General features: G+C 70.0%; 17 protein-coding genes. 6 read left to right on the forward strand and 11 right to left on the reverse strand.

The genetic code is table 11. The features are described 5' to 3' along the window. The coding region (locus A5691_RS06640) for a DUF1800 domain-containing protein (RefSeq protein WP_068266495.1) at positions 1 to 1,090 on the forward strand (1,090 nt) is incomplete at its 5' end. Positions 1,091 to 1,100: 10 nt separating this feature from the next. Then, positions 1,101 to 2,282 carry a DUF1501 domain-containing protein gene (locus tag A5691_RS06645; RefSeq protein WP_068016126.1) on the forward strand — a complete coding sequence of 394 codons (1,182 nt, stop codon included), beginning with the start codon at positions 1,101 to 1,103 and terminating at the stop codon, positions 2,280 to 2,282. Here A5691_RS06645 and A5691_RS06650 read toward each other — a convergent pair. Genes A5691_RS06650 through fgd form a run of 3 tightly spaced genes read right to left on the reverse strand, consistent with a single transcriptional unit; the run spans position 2,271 to position 6,502 of the window. Beyond that, on the reverse strand, positions 2,271 to 3,407 hold the full coding sequence (locus A5691_RS06650; protein ID WP_067749957.1) for an acetate kinase: 1,137 nt from the start codon (positions 3,405 to 3,407) through the stop codon (positions 2,271 to 2,273). The genes A5691_RS06645 and A5691_RS06650 overlap by 12 nt on opposite strands. A 13-nt stretch (positions 3,408 to 3,420) precedes the next feature. Continuing rightward, positions 3,421 to 5,499: a phosphate acetyltransferase gene (gene pta / locus A5691_RS06655; protein WP_068016132.1), complete on the reverse strand. Its 2,079-nt coding sequence runs from the start codon at positions 5,497 to 5,499 to the stop codon at positions 3,421 to 3,423. Continuing rightward, positions 5,492 to 6,502, reverse strand: a complete 1,011-nt coding sequence (fgd, locus tag A5691_RS06660; RefSeq protein WP_068016135.1) for a glucose-6-phosphate dehydrogenase (coenzyme-F420) — start codon at positions 6,500 to 6,502, stop codon at positions 5,492 to 5,494. The genes pta and fgd overlap by 8 nt, the downstream gene beginning before the upstream one ends. Before the next feature lie 35 nt (positions 6,503 to 6,537). Here fgd and A5691_RS06665 point away from each other — a divergent pair, with 35 nt between their 5' ends. Further along, positions 6,538 to 7,278 (forward strand): MBL fold metallo-hydrolase, encoded by a 741-nt coding sequence (locus A5691_RS06665; protein WP_068016138.1) that lies wholly within the window; start codon positions 6,538 to 6,540, stop codon positions 7,276 to 7,278. Between the two features lie 78 nt (positions 7,279 to 7,356). On the opposite strand, the gene A5691_RS06670 is transcribed toward A5691_RS06665, so the two are convergent. From A5691_RS06670 to A5691_RS06680, 3 genes are read right to left on the reverse strand one after another with little or no spacing between them, the layout of a single operon-like run. After that, positions 7,357 to 7,863 carry a GNAT family N-acetyltransferase gene (locus A5691_RS06670; RefSeq protein WP_067749944.1) on the reverse strand — a complete coding sequence of 169 codons (507 nt, stop codon included), beginning with the start codon at positions 7,861 to 7,863 and terminating at the stop codon, positions 7,357 to 7,359. Between the two features lie 6 nt (positions 7,864 to 7,869). Further along, positions 7,870 to 8,733 carry a class I SAM-dependent methyltransferase gene (locus A5691_RS06675; RefSeq protein WP_068266499.1) on the reverse strand — a complete coding sequence of 288 codons (864 nt, stop codon included), beginning with the start codon at positions 8,731 to 8,733 and terminating at the stop codon, positions 7,870 to 7,872. Positions 8,734 to 8,735: 2 nt separating this feature from the next. Continuing rightward, entirely contained in the window at positions 8,736 to 9,098 is a 363-nt protein-coding gene (locus A5691_RS06680) for a DUF3054 domain-containing protein (protein WP_067749939.1), read from the reverse strand. Between the two features lie 56 nt (positions 9,099 to 9,154). Here A5691_RS06680 and A5691_RS06685 point away from each other — a divergent pair, with 56 nt between their 5' ends. Genes A5691_RS06685 through A5691_RS06695 form a run of 3 tightly spaced genes read left to right on the forward strand, consistent with a single transcriptional unit; the run spans position 9,155 to position 12,401 of the window. Beyond that, positions 9,155 to 10,339 (forward strand): acyl-CoA dehydrogenase family protein, encoded by a 1,185-nt coding sequence (locus A5691_RS06685; RefSeq protein WP_068019455.1) that lies wholly within the window; start codon positions 9,155 to 9,157, stop codon positions 10,337 to 10,339. Positions 10,340 to 10,372: 33 nt separating this feature from the next. After that, positions 10,373 to 10,984: a hypothetical protein gene (locus tag A5691_RS06690; RefSeq protein WP_068019462.1), complete on the forward strand. Its 612-nt coding sequence runs from the start codon at positions 10,373 to 10,375 to the stop codon at positions 10,982 to 10,984. 37 nt (positions 10,985 to 11,021) lie between these two features. Further along, complete coding sequence (locus A5691_RS06695; RefSeq protein WP_067759422.1) at positions 11,022 to 12,401, forward strand: NAD(P)/FAD-dependent oxidoreductase; 1,380 nt, start codon at positions 11,022 to 11,024, stop codon at positions 12,399 to 12,401. Between the two features lie 8 nt (positions 12,402 to 12,409). Here A5691_RS06695 and A5691_RS06700 read toward each other — a convergent pair whose 3' ends face one another. Genes A5691_RS06700 through A5691_RS06720 form a run of 5 tightly spaced genes read right to left on the reverse strand, consistent with a single transcriptional unit; the run spans position 12,410 to position 17,277 of the window. Further along, on the reverse strand, positions 12,410 to 13,636 hold the full coding sequence (locus tag A5691_RS06700) for an O-succinylhomoserine sulfhydrylase (protein WP_067759420.1): 1,227 nt from the start codon (positions 13,634 to 13,636) through the stop codon (positions 12,410 to 12,412). Continuing rightward, the gene (locus A5691_RS06705) at positions 13,633 to 14,067 is read right to left on the reverse strand and encodes a rhodanese-like domain-containing protein (RefSeq protein WP_067759418.1); all 435 of its coding nucleotides are present in this window, start codon (positions 14,065 to 14,067) and stop codon (positions 13,633 to 13,635) included. Before A5691_RS06705 ends, A5691_RS06700 begins: the two co-directional genes overlap by 4 nt. A gap of 20 nt (positions 14,068 to 14,087) precedes the next feature. Further along, the gene (gene purT / locus A5691_RS06710; protein ID WP_068019468.1) at positions 14,088 to 15,314 is read right to left on the reverse strand and encodes a formate-dependent phosphoribosylglycinamide formyltransferase; all 1,227 of its coding nucleotides are present in this window, start codon (positions 15,312 to 15,314) and stop codon (positions 14,088 to 14,090) included. Between the two features lie 29 nt (positions 15,315 to 15,343). Then, positions 15,344 to 15,982 (reverse strand): PaaI family thioesterase, encoded by a 639-nt coding sequence (locus A5691_RS06715; RefSeq protein WP_067759412.1) that lies wholly within the window; start codon positions 15,980 to 15,982, stop codon positions 15,344 to 15,346. Continuing rightward, positions 15,979 to 17,277, reverse strand: a complete 1,299-nt coding sequence (locus tag A5691_RS06720; RefSeq protein WP_067785860.1) for an adenylosuccinate synthase — start codon at positions 17,275 to 17,277, stop codon at positions 15,979 to 15,981. The genes A5691_RS06715 and A5691_RS06720 overlap by 4 nt, the downstream gene beginning before the upstream one ends. Between the last annotated feature and the right edge of the window lie 99 nt (positions 17,278 to 17,376).

Genomic DNA, 17,376 nt, shown 5'->3' on the forward strand with positions numbered 1-17,376 from the left:
CCGCAAGCAGTACAACCAGCAGCTCTCCGAGCAGCAGCGCGCGTTGTCCGACTGGTGGCTGCACCGCATGGTCAGCGTGCGGCAGCCGCTTGGTGAGAAGCTGACCCTGTTGTGGCACAACCACTTCGCCACCTCCGCGCAGAAGGTCCGGGTCGCGGCGTACATGGCCGCACAGAACCAGAAGCTGCGCACCCTGTCGCTGGGCGACTTCCGCACCCTGGCCTACGCGATGCTGACCGACGCCGCGATGCTGCGCTGGCTGGACGGGCAGAGCAGCACCGCCAAGGCACCGAACGAGAACCTCGCTCGCGAGTTCATGGAGCTGTTCACGCTGGGACACGGCAACGGCTACACCGAGGACGACGTGCGCAACGGCGCCCGCGCGCTGACGGGCTGGCTGATCGGCGCCGACGGCAACACGACGCTGGCCCCGAAACGCCATGACGGCGCGGCCAAGACTCTGTTCGGGCAGACCCGTGACTTCGACGCCGCCGGGTTCTGCGACGCCGTGCTGGCCCGGCCGAAGTCGGCGGAGTACGTCGCGGGACGGTTGTGGCGACAGCTGGCCTCCGATGATCCGCCGTCGCGCCCCACGCTCGACAGGCTGGTCGCCGCGTACGGCCCGGGCCGGGACCTGCGTGCGCTGACCCGGGCGATCCTCACCGACGACGAGTTCGTCCACGGCCGGGCCACTGTCGTCAACCCGCCCGTCGAATGGCTCGTCGGCGTCATGCGCGCCCTGCGGGTGCCCCTCGACTCATCCACTCGAAAAGTCACCGACGCGACGTTGCACGCCCTCGGGCAGCGGCCGTTCTATCCGCCGAGCGTCGGCGGCTGGCCGCAGGGCCAGGTGTGGCTGTCCACCGCAAGCGCCGAGGCGCGGCTGCGGGCCGCCAACCGGCTCGCGCACGCCGGCGACCTGTCCGGCGTCGAAAGCGCCGCGCCCGGTGACCGCATCGACGCGGTCGGCTACCTGATCGGCGTCGGCGACTGGTCGGACCGGACCGCCGACGCGCTGCAACCCCTGGTGCGCAACCCGCCACAACTGGTCGCCGCCGCGGTCAACACCCCCGAATACCTGACGTCCTAGCGAGAACACGATGCCCGAGATGAACCGCCGCAGATTCCTGGCCGCCAGCGCCGGTGTGGGCGCGGCCGGCCTGTTGTCGACGGCGGTGGCGGTCCGCTGGCAAGACCTGATGCGCGCCGCCGGGGACCGGCCGCTGGCCGACGGCGCGGGCGTGCTGGTGCTGGTCACGCTCTACGGCGGCAACGACGGGATCAACACCCTGATCCCCTACGCGGACAACGCGTATCACGACGCCCGGCCGGAACTGGCCTACGCCCCGGGCGACGTCCTGCACCTCGACGAGGCGCTTGGTCTCAACCCCGCCCTGAAGGGTCTGGCGCAGTTGTGGGGCCGGCGGCAGCTCGCCATCGTGCGGGGAGTGGGTTATCCGCGGCCCGACCACAGCCACTTCCGGTCCATGGATATCTGGCAGACGGCGTCTCCCGCCGAGCCCGTGTCGACGGGCTGGATCGGCCGCTGGCTCGACGCCACCGGCGACGACCCGCTGCGGGCGGTCAACATCGGTCCCGTGCTTCCGCCACTCGCGGTGGGCGAAAAGCACACCGCCGCAGCGCTTTCCACGGCCCCGGAGCAGACCGGACAGGGCCTCGACACGCTGATGGGTGCGCTCGGCGCCGAGGACCGCGACGACACCCCGGCGATGGCCGCGGTGTGCAAGGCCTACCGGGCCGCCCGCACCACCGCCAACGCCTTCGAATCGGTGAAAGCCGCAGGAAACCAAGGTAACTCCCTGTCCGCACAACTGAGCCTGGTGGCCGAGGCGGTCCAGGCCCGCGTGCCGACACGGGTCTACACGGTGCAATTGGGCGGCTTCGACACGCACGCCGGGGAACGGGCCACGCAGCAGCGGCTGCTCGCGACGTTCGACGAGGCGGTGACCTCGTTCCTGCAGCGGGTCGCCGGCCGCAACGTCGTCGTGGTGGCGTATTCGGAGTTCGGCCGCCGGGTGCGCGCCAACGCGTCCCAGGGCACCGATCACGGCACCGCCGGTCCCGTCTTCGTCGCGGGCGCGCCCGTTCGGGGCGGCTTCTACGGCGACGAACCCAGCCTCACCGACCTCGATAACGGGGACCTGAAGTACACCACCGACTTTCGCGACGTGTACCACGAGCTGCTCGCGCGGACCGTGGGGACGGATCCCGCGCCGTCGGTGGGCGCCGGGCGGAAGAGCCTCGGCTTCCTAACCGCTTAGCGCGCTCACGCAGTCGCGGGCGATGGCCAGTTCCTCGTTGGTCGGGATCACCAGCACGGCGATCGGAGATTCGTCGGCGGAGATCTGCCGGGCACCCTTGCCGCCGCCGAGGTTGCGGCGCTCGTCGAGCACGATGCCCAGCTCCTCCAGGCCCGCCACCGCGTCGCGGCGGACCGCCGCGTCGTTCTCCCCGATGCCGGCGGTGAAGCTGATGACGTCGGTGTGTCCCAGCACCGCCAGGTAGGCGCCGATGTATTTGCGCAGCCGATGGGTGAACACGCCGTAGGCCAATTGCGCTGCGGCGTCGCCGGATTCGATCATGGTGCGCAGCCGCCGGAAGTCGCGCTCGCCCGACAGCCCGACCACCCCGGACCGCTGGTTGAGCATGGATTCCACCTCGTCGACGCCCATTTTGGCGACGTGGCAGAGGTAGCTGACGATGCTGGGGTCGATGTCGCCGCTGCGGGTGCCCATCACCAGACCCTCCAGCGGCGTCAGGCCCATCGACGTGTCCAGCGGCCTGCTACCGGCGATCGCCGACGCCGAGCAGCCGTTACCCAGGTGCAGCACAATCTGTTTCAGGCCGCCCAGCGGCCGGTCCAGGAAGGCGGCGGCCTGCTGGCTCACATAGCGGTGCGACGTGCCGTGAAACCCGTAACGGCGGATCTTCCAGCGTTCGGCCAAGCCGCGGTCGATCGCATAGGTCGCGGCGGCGGGCGGCATGTCGTGGAAGAACGCCGTGTCGAAGACCGCGATGTGCGGGACATCGGGCAGCAGCTTGCGGGCCACCTCGATTCCCTTGACCGCGGGCGGGTTGTGCAGCGGCGCCAGTTCGGACAATTCGTCGAGCTTGCGGATCACCGCGTCGTCCACCGGCGTCGGCTTGTAGAAGGTGTTGCCGCCGTGTACGACTCGGTGGCCCACCGCCACCAGTCCGCAATTCCCGAGGTCGATCCCCTTCTCGGACAGCGCGTCGAAGGCCTGGCGCAGCGCCGCGTCGTGGTCGTGAACCGGTGACGACTCCTCCCCGATCCGTTCGACGTTGCCGGTCGCGCGGGCGACACCCGAATCCGGTTCGACCAACTGGTATTTCAGCGACGACGAGCCGGAGTTGATCACCAGCACGGCCCGGTTCGCGCTAGTCACGGACGTCCTGGGCCTGGATCGCGGTGATGGCAACGGTATTCACGATGTCTTCGACCAGCGCGCCGCGGGACAGGTCGTTCACCGGCTTGCGCAGGCCCTGCAGCACCGGCCCGATGGCGATCGCCCCGGCGCTGCGCTGCACGGCCTTGTAGGTGTTGTTGCCGGTGTTGAGGTCGGGGAACACCAGCACGGTGGCACGGCCGGCCACCGGCGAGCCACGCAGCTTGGTGGCCGCGACGGACGGTTCGATCGCGGCGTCGTACTGGATGGGCCCCTCGACCGGCAGCTCCGGCGCCCGCCGCCGCACCAATTCGGTTGCGGTTCTGACCTTGTCGACGTCGGCACCGGTGCCCGACTCGCCGGTCGAGTACGACAGCATCGCCACCCGCGGTTCGATGCCGAATTGCGATGCGGTGCGGGCGGAGGAGATCGCGATGTCGGCCAGTTGCTCCGGCGTCGGGTTCGGGATGATGGCGCAGTCGCCATAGGCCAGCACCCGGTCGGGCAGGCACATCAGGAAGATGCTGGACACCGTCGAGACGTCGGGCACGGTCTTGATGATCTCGAAGGCCGGCCGAACCGTGTGCGCCGTGGTATGGGCGGCGCCCGACACCATGCCGTCGACCATGCCGTTGTAGACCATCATCGTGCCGAAATACGTGGCGTCGCGCATGATCTCGCGGGCGTGCTCGGCGGTGACCCCCTTGGCCTTGCGCAGCTCGGCGTACTGATCGGCGAACCGGGAGCGGAGGTCGCTGGTGCGCGGGTCGATCACCTGCGCGCCGTCGAGGTCCACCCCGAGCTCCCCCGAGCGCTGCCGGATCTGCGCCTCGTCGCCCAGCACGGTGAGGTCGGCGACGCGGCGCTGCAGCACCCGGCCGGCCGACTTGAGGATGCGGTCGTCGTCCCCCTCGGGCAGGACGATGTGCTTGCGATCCGCCCGCGCCTGCAGCGTCAGGCGGTGGATGAACATCTGCGGCGTGGTCACGGTGGGAATCGGAATGGCAAGCTGTTCAAGCAGATCCGGGACGTCGACGTAGCGGTCCATCAGCTCCAGCGCGGTGTCGATCTTGCGCAGCGAGTTCGCCGTGACGCGGCCGCGCGCCGCGGCGGCGGCGCTGGCCGCGTCGTAGGTGCCCAGCGTGGTGGCGATGATCGGCAGCCGCAGCCGCAGCCCGGCGACCAGCGCCGCGATGGAAGGGTGCAGCTGGAAGCCGCCGTTGAGGACGATGCAGGACAGCGACGGAAAGCCTTCGGCCCCATGGGCGCTCGCCACGGCCAACACCACGTCCGACCGGTCGCCGGGGGTGATCACCGCCATGCCGTCGCTCAGCCGTTCCAGCACGTGGTCGGCGGTCATGCCGGCGACCAGCACGCCGGTGACCTCCCGATCGCGCAGCGACGCCTCACCGCTGACCGGCGTTCCGCCGACGGCCTTTTCGAGTTCGGCCACCGTCGGAGCCGACAGCAGCGGCTCCTCGGGCAGCACGTAGCTGCGCTGGGTGAAGGCCTCCAGCGCCTCGGCGACCTCGTCCAGCTGAGCCGGTTCACAGCGGTTGGCGACCACCGCGGCGGCGTGGGCGCGCTGGTTGGACAGCTCGGCCAGGCACGCCGCGACGACGCCGGCCACCTCGTCGGGGGTCCGGCCCCGGCCGCTGACCGTGAGCAGCACGGGCGCACCGAGGTTGACGGCGATCCGGGCGTTGACGGAGAGCTCGGCCGGCCGCGCGACGTCGGTGTAGTCGCTGCCCACGATCACCACCGCGTCGCAGTCGTCGGCCATCGCGTGATAGGCGTCGACGATGGTGGCGATCGCGGCGTCGGTGTCGGCGTGCAGTTGCTGATACGTGACGCCGACGCACTGCTCGTAGGGCACGCCCGCGGTGGTGTGCTGCAGCAGCAGATCCAGGATGTAGTCGTGGTCCTTGCCGTCGGGCACGCGCGTGATGGGCCGGAACACACCCACTTTGGCGACGGTCGCGGTCAGGCGGTGCAGCAGCCCGAGCGCGAGCGTCGACTTGCCGGTCTCCGGTTCCGGAGCGGCGATGTAGATGGCCGAGGGTTCAGGCAAGTCGCCGCAGCCTGGGGGCCAGGTCCTTTTCGAAGAGCTCGAGGAACCGGCGCTGGTCGTGGCCGGGCGCGTGGAACACCAGGTGGTTGAGCCCCCAGTCGACGTAGTCCTTGACCATTTCGACGGCCTCGTCGGGGTCCGACGCGACGATCCAGCGCTTGGTGATCTGCTCGATCGGGAGCGCGTCGGCGGCCTTCTCCATCTCGATCGGGTCGTCGATGCTGTGCTTCTGCTCGGCGGTCAGCGACAGCGGCGCCCAGAACCGGGTGTTCTCGCGGGCCAGCTCCGGGTCGGTGTCGTAGGAGATCTTGATCTCGATCATCCGGTCGATCTCATCCGCGTTCTTGCCCGCCGCTTCGGCGCCCTCGCGCATCGCGGGGATGAGCTTGTCCTTGTAGAGCTCTTCGCCCTTGCCGGAGGTGCAGATGAATCCGTCGCCTGCGCGCCCGGCGTACTTGGCCACCTGCGGTCCGCCCGCGGCGATGTAGATCGGGATGCCGCCCTCGGGCACGTCGTAGATCGAGGCGCCCTTGGTCTTGTAGTACTCGCCGTCGAAGTCGACGCGGTCGCCGAGCCACAGTTCGCGCATCAGCCGCACCGACTCGCGCAGCCGCGCGTAGCGTTCCTTGAACTCGGGCCACTCGCCCTCGTATCCGGTGGCGATCTCGTTCAGCGCCTCGCCGGTTCCCACACCGAGGAAAATGCGGTCCGGGTACAGGCAGCCCATGGTGGCGAAGGCCTGGGCGATGACGGCGGGGTTGTACCGGAAGGTCGGCGTCAACACCGAGGTGCCCAGCACGATCCGCTTGGTGCGTTCGCCGACGGCGGTCATCCAGGCCAGCGAGAAGGGGGCGTGCCCGCCCTTGTGCCGCCAGGGCTGGAAGTGATCGCTGACGGTTGCGCTGTCCATGCCGTGACCTTCGGCGGCGACGGCGAGTTCGACGAGCTCGCGCGGTGCGAATTGTTCGGCGGATGCCTTGTATCCAAGTTTCAGTTCAGCCACGGGTCATTTCTACTCCTCCGCCTACACTCGCGGGCATGGCGGAGCTCGTTCAAGTCACCGACCGGGTTCACCTCGCCCAGGGCGAGGCGGTCAACTGGACTCTGGTCACCGACGACACCGGCGTGATGCTGATCGACGCCGGCTATCCCGGCGACCGCCAGGACGTGCTGGCCTCGCTGTCCGCGCTGGGCTTCGGCCCCGACGACGTGCGCGCCATCGTGTTGACGCACGCACACATCGACCACCTGGGCACCGCGATCTGGTTCGCCGACGCGCACGGCATCCCGGTTTACTGCCACGCGGACGAGGTGGGGCACGCGAAGCGGGAGTACCTCGAGCAGGTGTCCATTGTCGATGTGGCGCTGCGCATTTGGCGGCCCCGGTGGGCCAAGTGGACGGCCCACGTGGTCCGCAGCGGCGGCCTGATCCGCGACGGCATCCCGACCGCTCGGGCGTTGACCGCGGAGCTGGCCGCGAGCCTGCCGGGCCAACCGAGCCCGGTCTTCAGCCCCGGCCACACCAACGGGCACTGCTCGTATCTGGTCGACGGTGTGCTGGTCAGTGGCGACGCCCTCATCACCGGGCACCCACTACTGCGCCGCAGCGGGCCGCAACTGCTGCCGGCGATCTTCAGCTACAACCAACAGGACTGCATCCGCACCCTGTCCGCGCTCGCGCTGCTGGAGACCGAGGTCCTGCTGCCGGGCCACGGCGACGTGTGGCGGGGGCCGATTCGGGAGGCGACCGCGGCGGCCCTCGCGCTCGCCGAAAGCTGAAGCCTGGTAGCGCCGAGTGTGGGCCCTGGGTACACCAACGGCCCGAAATTCGTCCGTAGACCCCACACTCGGTGAAACTCACTGACCGTCGAGAACCAGCCATTTCTCGAAGGCGATCGGGACGAACGGTCCCCAGGACGGCAGCGGATCGGCGGGCACCCGGGTATACCCGGTCGCGTCGTACAGCGCCTCGGCCTCGGGTTGCCGGTTGCCGGTGATCAGGTACAGCCGCCGATACCCGCGCGCGGCGGCCTCGGCCTCCAGCGCCGCGAGCAGGATTCGGGCGTAACCGCGCCGCCGGTGCGCGCGGTCGGTCCAAATGCGTTTGAGTTCGGCGGTCTCGGCGTCGTACCGCCGAAAGGCGCCGCCGGTGACGGGCACGCCGTCGAGCACCCCGATCAGCAGCCCACCGTCCGGCGCGGCCAGCTCCGCCTCCGGCACCGGCAGCCAGGACAAGTGCGTGCTCGGCGTGCCGCCGTAGCGCTGCGCGTACTCGTCGGCCAGCTCGGCCAGCAGGGGCTGCGCCAGCGGATCGTTGTGCGTGGCCGACACGAACCGCAGCGCTGATTGGTCAGAACCCGGCATGAACGTCTAAACCCTTGTGGCGGTGAGGTATTCCGGGACGAAGTCCGTCCCCCCACGCGGGGGCGCCGGCAGCCCCATCGCGCCCGACAGGTCGCCGACGCTGCGCTGCGCCGTCACCCAGCCGTTGGCGCCCAGATACTCGGGGACGTAGTGGTATCGGCCCGGATGCGTCAGGCTGGCCAGGTCGATCTCCACGCCGTGGCGGCGCCAGCCGTCGACGAAGGACCGCTCCGCCTCCAGGAGCAGGGGGGTCCAGGTGGGCATGTGATCGCAGGCGAGCCGGCTGCCGGCGGCGCTCATCACGGTGACGCCCTGCAGCACCCGGTCCTGCAGTGCCGGCGTCAGGTAGCCGATGAGCAACTGCTCGGCGACCCACACCGTGGGCGCGGCGGCGTCGAAGCCGACGCGCCGCAGCGCGGCCGGCCAATCCTGGTGCAGGTCGACGCCGACCGCGCGCCGGCTCGCGGTCAGTTCGGCGCCCTGGTCGCGCAGCACTTCGGCTTTGAAGTCGAGCACCTCGGGCCGGTCGATCTCGTAAACCGTTGTCCCGGGCGGCCACCACAACCGGTACGGCCGGGTGTCCATGCCGGACACCAACAGCACCACCTGACGAAAGCCCGCCCCGACGGCATCGGCGACGAACTCGTCGACGAACCGGGTGTGCGCCGCGCAGAGGTCCAGGAACCGCGGGCCGCCCGCGTCGTCCGCGGCGAACCGGTCGTCGTCGATCACGCGGGCGAGCGGGTCCACCCCGGCGGCGCGCACCAACGGTTCGGCGAACGGATCGCTCAGCAGCCCCCTGTTGGTGGCGACCGCGCGCGCGGCGGCGCCGAATGCCGCGGTCACCGCCACGCCCGCCGCCGTTGCCATGGTCAGACGCCGGACCGGCGCCGCACGGTCAGCCCGACGACCGCCCGCCAGCCGAGCAACAACAGCGCGGTGACCGACGCCGCCACCACCACGAAACTGGCCGCGACGCCCGCGGAACTCAGCTTGCGCAACACCATGCCGACCACCACCGTGCACAGCCACACGACCACCCCCGTGGGCATCAACGCGGTCGGGCGCCGCCAGGCGCGGGACGCCAGCCACCCGACGGCGGTTCCGGTGAGGAACGGCCACGCGGTGGTGGCCACCCCGGCGATGTCGAGTCCTTCGTCGTGGCTACGACGCCCGGCCGCGCAGAAGACCAGCACACAGGCGACGTCCACGACGAGCCACACTGGCCGTCGCATGCAGCGAGACTACCGGCCGGGCCTGCCGAGGGCGGCCTAGTGGCAGGCTGAAGGCCATGAGCACCAAAAAGCCTCCCGCCTTCGACCGGTATGACCCCTTGGGCCTGGACGCCTCCCTGTCCAGCGACGAGCTCGCGGTGCGCGACACCGTCAGAGAGTTCTGCGCCGAACACGTCCTGCCCTACGTCGCGGAGTGGTTCGAGATCGGCGACCTGCCGGTGCGGGAACTCGCCAAGGGATTCGGCCAGCTCGGCCTGCTGGGCATGCACCTGGAGGGCTACGGCTGCGGCGGCGCCTCGTCGGTGCACTACGGCCTGGCCTGTACCGAGCTCGAGGCCGCAGACTCCGGAATTCGGTCGATGGTCTCGGTGCAGGGGTCGTTGGCGATGTTCGCGATCTGGAAATTCGGGTCCGAGCAGCAGAAGCAGGAGTGGTTGCCGGGCATGGCCACCGGCGAACTGCTGGGGTGCTTCGGGCTGACCGAACCCGACGTGGGGTCCGACCCGGCCGCGATGAAAACCCGCGCCCGCCGCGACGGTTCGGATTGGGTGCTGAACGGCCGCAAACTGTGGATCACCAACGGCTCGGTCGCCGATGTCGCGGTGGTGTGGGCGGCCACCGACGACGGCGTCCGCGGTTTCATCGTCCCCACCAAGACGCCGGGCTTCTCGGCGAACACCATCCACCACAAGCTGTCGCTGCGCGCCTCTATCACCAGCGAGCTGGTGCTCGACGACGTGCGGGTGCCCGATTCGGCGATGCTGCCCGAGGCGAAGGGCCTGCGGGGGCCGCTGTCGTGCTTGTCCGAGGCGCGCTACGGCATCATCTGGGGTTCGATGGGCGCGGCGCGGTCGGCATGGCAGGCCGCGCTCGACTACGCCACGCAGCGCACCCAATTCGGGCGCCCGATCGCCGGATTTCAATTGACCCAGGCGAAACTCGTCGACATGGCGGTCGAGCTGCACAAGGGTCAGCTGCTGTCGCTGCACCTGGGCCGCCTCAAGGACGGCGTCGGCCTGCGACCCGAGCAGGTCAGCTTCGGCAAGCTGAACAACACCCGGGAGGCCATCAAGATCTGCCGCACCGCGCGAACCATCCTGGGCGGCAACGGGATATCGCTGGAATACCCGGTGATCCGGCACATGGTCAACCTGGAGTCGGTGCTCACCTACGAGGGCACACCCGAGATGCACCAGCTGGTGCTCGGCCAGGCGTTCACCGGCAGCGACGCCTTCCGCTGACACGGGCCGCGCACACGTGCTGGAATGAGGGGCATGAGACTCACCGCGCTCCGCCGGGCGCTGGCGGCGCTGGCGCTGGGCGCCGTCGCCGGTGTCGCGCCGGCGGGCGCCGATCCCGGTTCCGCGCTGCCCCCGATGACGTCGAGCGGCGGCGGCCCGATCATCGGCGGCGGCAGCAACCCCGGGATCGCGCAGCAGTTGTTCAGCTTCGGCACGCCCAACGTGCAGGAGGTCGACGGCCCGGACGCCGCACAATTCATCACGGCCGCCGCCGCGAGCCCCAATTCCCAACTGGCGGCGCCCTTCTCGCTGATGCGGCGCGCGCTGGCGTGCCAGACGAACAACGCCGGATTCGGGGCGCGCGCCTTCCGGCGCAGCGACGGCCAATGGGGAGGCGCGATGGTGGTCGCCGCCAAGAGCGCGACGCCCAACGTCGACGCCCTGGCCGGCTGCGCCAAGACCAACTGGCGGCGCGCCACGGCCGGCACGCAGACCTCGCTGTGCAACAGCGGCTGGAGCACCCCCAACACCTACGAGAGCCGCCGCGGCGAGACCTACTACGTGTTGCTGGCCGGCACCGCGGACGACTTCTGCACCGCGGTCAACGGCAAATTCAAGGACAACTCCAACGGGTGGCCGTTCTAGCGGCGGTCCGGCGGCGTCGTACGGTAAGGGGGTGAGCATGTCGCGTCATCGCGTCGTCATCATCGGAAGCGGATTCGGTGGCCTGAACGCGGCCAAGGCACTCAAGCGGGCCGACGTCGACGTCACCCTGATCTCCAAGACCACGACCCACCTCTTCCAGCCGTTGCTGTACCAGGTGGCCACCGGCATCCTGTCCGAGGGCGACGTCGCCCCGACCACCCGGCTGATCCTGCGCAGGCAGAAGAACGTCCGGGTGCTGTGGGGCGACGTCAACGCCATCGACCTGACGGCCAAGACCGTGACGTCGCACCTGATGGGCATGGAGACCGTGACGCCCTTCGACAGCCTCATCGTCGCCGCCGGCGCGCAGCAGTCCTATTTCGGCCACGACGAGTACGCCGCCTTCGCGCCCGGCATGAAGAGCGTCGACGATGCCCTCGAGCTGCGGGCCCGCATCCTCGGCGCGTTCGAGGCGGCCGAAGTCGCCACCGACCCGGCCGAGCGGCAGCGCCGCCTGACGTTCGTGGTGGTGGGCGCGGGCCCGACCGGGGTCGAGCTGGCCGGCGAGATCGTCCAGCTCGCCGAGCGCACCCTGGCCGGGGCGTTCCGGACGATCACGCCCAGCGAGTGCCGGGTCATCCTGCTCGACGCCGCGCCCGCGGTGTTGCCGCCGATGGGCGAGAACCTGGGCTTGAAGGCGAAACGGCGGCTGCAGAAGATGGACGTCGAGGTGCAGCTGAACGCCATGGTGACCTCGGTGGACTACATGGGCATCACCGTCAAGGAGAAGGACGGCGGCGAGCGGCGCATCGAATGCGCGTGCAAGGTGTGGGCCGCCGGCGTGCAGGCCAGCGAGCTGGGCAAGATGGTCGCCGAGCAGTCCGACGGGACCGAGACCGACCGCGCCGGGCGGGTGATCGTCGAGCCCGACCTCACCGTCAAGGGGCATCCCTACGTGTTCGTCATCGGCGACCTGATGTCGGTGCCCGGCGTCCCCGGGATGGCCCAGGGCGCGATCCAGGGGGCGCACTACGTCACCAAGTTGATCAAGCAGGCGGTGAAGGGCCAGGACGACCCGGCCAACCGGAAGCCGTTCAACTACTTCGACAAGGGCAGCATGGCCCTCATTTCGCGGTACAGCGCCGTCGCCAAGGTCGGAAAGCTGGAGTTCGGCGGCTTCATCGCCTGGTTGGCGTGGCTGCTGTTGCACCTGTTGTACCTGGTCGGGTTCCGCAACCGCATCGCCGCCATGTTCTCCTGGGGCATTTCCTTCCTGGGCCGCACCCGCGGCCAGATGGCCATCACCAGCCAGATGATGTACGCCCGGCCGGTGGTGGACTGGGTGGAGCGCCAGGCGCAGGAGGGCTCACTGGCGGCGGCCGAACGCATCGAAGCCGCCGAGAAGCAGGCCGGTTAGCCCTTCGACTAGCTCAAAGCCTGGTCGATGTCGGCGATCAGGTCGTCGGCGCCCTCGAGCCCGACGGAGATTCGCACCACGCCGTCGCCCAGGCCGATCGCTGCGCGCCCCTCCGGGCCCATCGCCCGGTGGGTGGTCGTGGCCGGATGTGTGACAAGGGATTTCGCGTCGCCCAGGTTGTTGGAGATGTCGATCAGCCGCAGCTTGTCCAGCACCTCGAACGCCCGCGGCTTGGCTTTGTCGTCGGGGCAGTCGAGCGCGAAGGTGATCACCGTCCCCCCACCCGACATCTGGCGCTTGGCCAGGTCGTACTGCGGGTGCGACGGCAGGAACGGGTAGCGGACCCAACTCACCGCAGGATGGGTCTCCAAAAATTCCGCGATCCGGTGCGCCGAGGAATTGCTGTGTTCCACCCGGACCGCCAGTGTCTCAAGGCCTTTCACCAGCACCCAGGCGTTGAAGGCGCTGAGCGCCGGCCCGGTGTGCCGCATCAGCTTCTGCACCGGGCCGTCGATGTACTCCTTGTCGCCCAGGATCGCGCCGCCCAGCACCCGGCCCTGACCGTCGATGTGCTTGGTGCCCGAGTACACCACCACGTCGACGCCCAGCGGAATGCCCTGCTGCAGCAGCGGAGTTGCGAAGACGTTGTCCAACACCACTTTTGCGCCCGCGGCGTGCGCGAGCTCGACCACCGCGGCGATGTCCACCAGCGACTGCATCGGGTTCGACGGCGTCTCGAAGAACACTGCCTGCGTCGGCTTCGACAGCGCCTCCTCCCACTGCGCCAGGTCGTCGCCGTCGACGAACACGGTCTCGACGCCCCAGCGCGGCAGGATCTCGTTGCACACCACGAAGCACGAGCCGAACAGGCTGCGCGACGCGACCAGCCGGTCCCCGGCGGCCAGCAGCGCGCCCAGCGACGTGAACACCGCCGCCATGCCGCTCGCGGTGGCGAACGCGGCCGGCGCGCCCTCGATCAGGCGCAACCGCTCCTCGAACATCGTCACGGTCGGGTTGCCGTACCGCGAGTAGACGAAGTGGTCCAGCTCGCCGGTGAAGGACTTCTCCGCGACGGCCGCCGAATCGTAGACATACCCGGACGTCAGGAACATCGCCTCTGCGGTCTCGTCGAACCCCGAGCGCAGCAGTCCCCCGCGTACGCCGATGGTGGCCTGGCTGACGCCGTCGGGCAGCGCCTTGGGCTCGCGGACGGAATCCCCCGACGGTGAACTCATAGCTGCTTCCAGGGCAATCCGATTGCGCGCCAACCTGATTCACCGCGAATCCCCTGGGCGTTCGGGTGGCCTTCGAACCCGTCAAGCACGTTGTAGGCCGGGGTGATGCCGGCCCGGGTGGCGACCTCGGCGGCACCGATCGAGCGGTTGCCCGAGCGACACAGGAAGACCACCGGCCGTTCGGATTCGGTCTCGGGCACCCGGTCGCGCAGTTCGTCGGCGAAGTTGGCGTTGAAGGTGCCGTCGGACGTGTTCCACTCGATGAACACCACCTCGCGGCCCAGGCTGGACAGGTCGGGCACGCCGACGAGCCGCCATTCGGCGTCGGTGCGCACGTCGACCAGCACCGCGTCGGGGTTGTCGCTCAGCAGCTTCCATGCCTGCTCTGGCGTGATGTCTCCGGCGTAGGAGCCTGTGCGCTCTGTGCTCATGACCTCGGATGGTAGCGAGGTTACAACCGCGCCTCTCGCGTGACCGAGCTGTGCGGGCCCTGGTGCCGCACCGCCAGCCGGTCCGCGACGTCGCGCGCGCGGTCGCGCGCGGCCGTCACGTCCGGCGCCGTCGCCAGCGCCTGGAATGCCCGCCCGGCCAGGCGAAGGTCGCTTTCCGGCACGCCCAGCGCCCCGGCGATCGCGACGGGCGGCGCGTCGGCGCGCTCCACCCGGTGGGCCGCGCCCGGCGAAATCATGATGGTGTCAACCGGCAGCCCGAGCACGGTGCGGGCCTGCAGTTCGAACGCCGACAGCCGCTGGCTGGGCACCGTCGCCCAGGCGCTGTCGGTGGGGCGGGGCGTGACGTCGACGAAGTACACCTCGTCGCCGTTGATCATCAGCTCGACGGCGAAGACGCCGCGCCCGCCGAGCGCCTTGACGATCCGCGCGGCGATCGATTTGGCGGCGTCCATCGCGGCCGCGGTCATGCTCTGCGGTTGCCAGGACTCGAGCACGTCGGGAGTGGGCTCGGGGTGGCCGACCGGTGAGCAGAAGTCGATCCGGGGCCCCTGCGGACCGTCGCTGCGCACCGCCAGCAGGGTGACGTAGAACTCGACCTCCACGACGGTCTCGGCCAGCACCCGGTGCTGCTCGCCGTGGCCTCTCGTCGCGCGCTGCCAGGCCGGCCCGATGTCGTCGGGACCCGACGCGACCGACTGGCCCCGCCCGGCGCCCGCGAGCACCGGCTGCACCAGCAGCGGGTAACCGGCGTGCGCGCCCACCGCCTCGAGTTCGCCGGCCGAGCCGACGAACCAGAACGGCGCGGTGGGCAGCCCCAGCTCGTCGGCGGCCAGCCGACGCAGGCCCTCGCGGTCGGCGGCGAGCCGCACGGCATGCGCGCTGGGCACCAGGTGCGGGCCCTCGAGCCCCTCCAGAGCTTGGGCCGCGACGGCGTCGGTGGTCGTGACCACGAAGTCCGGCTGCAGCCCGCGAATCGCCTTGGTCAGCTCGTCTGCATCGGTCATCGCCACCACCAGCGACTGATCGGCCACCGCGTGCGCGGGGGCGTCGGCGCGCTCGTCGAGGGCGATCACCCGCGCGCCGAGGCGGCCCAGGGCGATCGCCAGTTCGCGGGCGAGCTCACCGGCGCCCACCAACGCCACCCGCGGCCGGGTGTCGGCCTTCCCCGCCGGCGGTTGCGGCGGGACGGTGAGCGCGGTCGTCTTGTCGTCGGGTCCGTCGGTCACCGCTCAAGGATAGGTGCGCGGCGGGCAACTCAAGGTTGACCGGGAAGCAGCCGCACCATCAGCCCGTTGGCCTCGGCCAGCACCGCGTCGTCACCGTCGACGAGTTCGGCGGCGACGAACGCCTTGCGGCCCTCGGTGCTCGTGACGCGGCCGCGCACAGCCAGGGGCGCATCGATCGGGGTGACCTTGCGGTAGTCGACGTGCAGGAACGCGGTGCGGCTGATCGGCCGTCCCGCGGCGTGCGACACCATGCCGAACATGTGGTCGAACAGCAGCGGCAACACACCGCCGTGCACGGCGTGGTTTCCGCCGACATGGAACCGGCTGAAGTAGCCGGTCATCTCGACGCCGTCCGGCGCGTACCTGGTCAACGTCCAGGGCGGCAACAGCAGGCTGCCCATGCCGGGCAGGTCGGGCGTGCGCCCGGCCGGTGCCTTGCCCTCGTCGGCCTGGAACGGGCCGAGCAGCTGCACCAGCGCCGCGGCGCGGTCGGCCGCGTCGTCCCACACGTCGTCACCCGGGTCGGCGGACACCGCCAGGTCCTGCAGCGCGCGCATGGCCGCGACGAACCGGCCGAAGCCCGGGCCCGGGCTGGCCGGGCCGTATTCGGGAAAGCCGCCGTGGTGTTCGTAGTCGGGGTCGAGTTCTTTCGGGTCCGGTTCCGTCACGGGCGCGCCGCCAGCACGTCGCGGCGCACGATCGTCTGTTCCCGCCCCGGCCCGACGCCGATGCACGAAACATGCGCCCCGGCAAGCTCTTCCAGCCGCAGCACGTAGTCACGCGCCTTGGCGGGCAGGTCGTCGAATTCGCGCGCGCCGGAGATGTCCTCCCACCAGCCGGGCAGTTCCTCGTAGATCGGCTCGGCGCGCGCCAGGTCGCTCTGCGTCATCGGCATGTCGTTGGTGCGATCGCCGTCGATGCGGTAACCGACGCAGATGGGGACCGTCTCCAGGCTGGAGAGCACGTCGAGCTTGGTCAGGAAGAAGTCGGTGATGCCGTTGACCCGGGTGGCGTAGCGCGCGATCACGGCGTCGAACCAGCCGCAGCGGCGGCGCCGCCCGGTGGTGACGCCGAACTCGCCGCCCGTCTTCGACAGGTATTCGCCGTTGGCGTCGAACAGCTCGGTGGGGAACGGCCCGGAACCCACCCGGGTGGTGTAGGCCTTGAGGATCCCGAGCACGGTGGTGATGCGGGTGGGACCGATGCCGGACCCGACGGCCGCGCCGCCTGCGGTCGGATTCGACGACGTCACATAGGGATACGTGCCGTGGTCGACGTCGAGCAGGGTGCCCTGGGAGCCCTCCAGCAGCACCGTCTCGCCGGTCTCGAGCGCGGTGTTGAGCAGCCGGCGGGTGTCGCGGATCCGGTGCCGGAAGCCCTCGGCCTGATGCAGCAGGGCGTCGACGACCTGGTGCGGGTCCAGCGCCTTGCGGTTGTAGATCTTGACCAGGATCTGGTTCTTCAGTTCCAGCGCGGCCTCGATCTTGTGCGTCAACTGGTCGGGGTCGAGCACGTCCGCGACGCGGATGCCCTGGCGCGCGATCTTGTCCTGGTAGCACGGCCCGATGCCGCGGCCCGTGGTGCCGATCTTCTTGTTGCCCATGTAGCGCTCGGTGACCTTGTCGATCGCGACGTGGTAGGGCAACAGCAGGTGCGCGTCGGCGGAGATCAGCAGCTTGGTGGTGTCCACCCCGCGGTCCTCGAGGCCCTTGAGCTCGTCGAGCAGTACGCCGGGGTCGACCACCACACCGTTGCCGATCACGTTGGTGACGCCGGGGGTCAGCACGCCCGAGGGGATCAGGTGCAGCGCGAAGTTCTCGCCGCTGGGCAGGACGACGGTGTGGCCGGCGTTGTTGCCCCCCTGATAGCGCACCACCCACTGCACGCGCCCACCGAGCAGGTCAGTGGCCTTACCTTTGCCCTCGTCGCCCCATTGGGCGCCGATGAGGACGATTGCCGGCATGACTTGCTCCCGCCTGCTTACTGTGGTTCTACTGGCAACGCACCGTATCTCGCAGCGCTGCAACGGCTTGCGGCATCGCCCGGTGGCTCGAGCTGCCTG

Origin of the sequence: Mycobacterium sp. E183 (assembly GCF_001667735.1) — a bacterium.
Lineage (GTDB): Bacteria > Actinomycetota > Actinomycetes > Mycobacteriales > Mycobacteriaceae > Mycobacterium.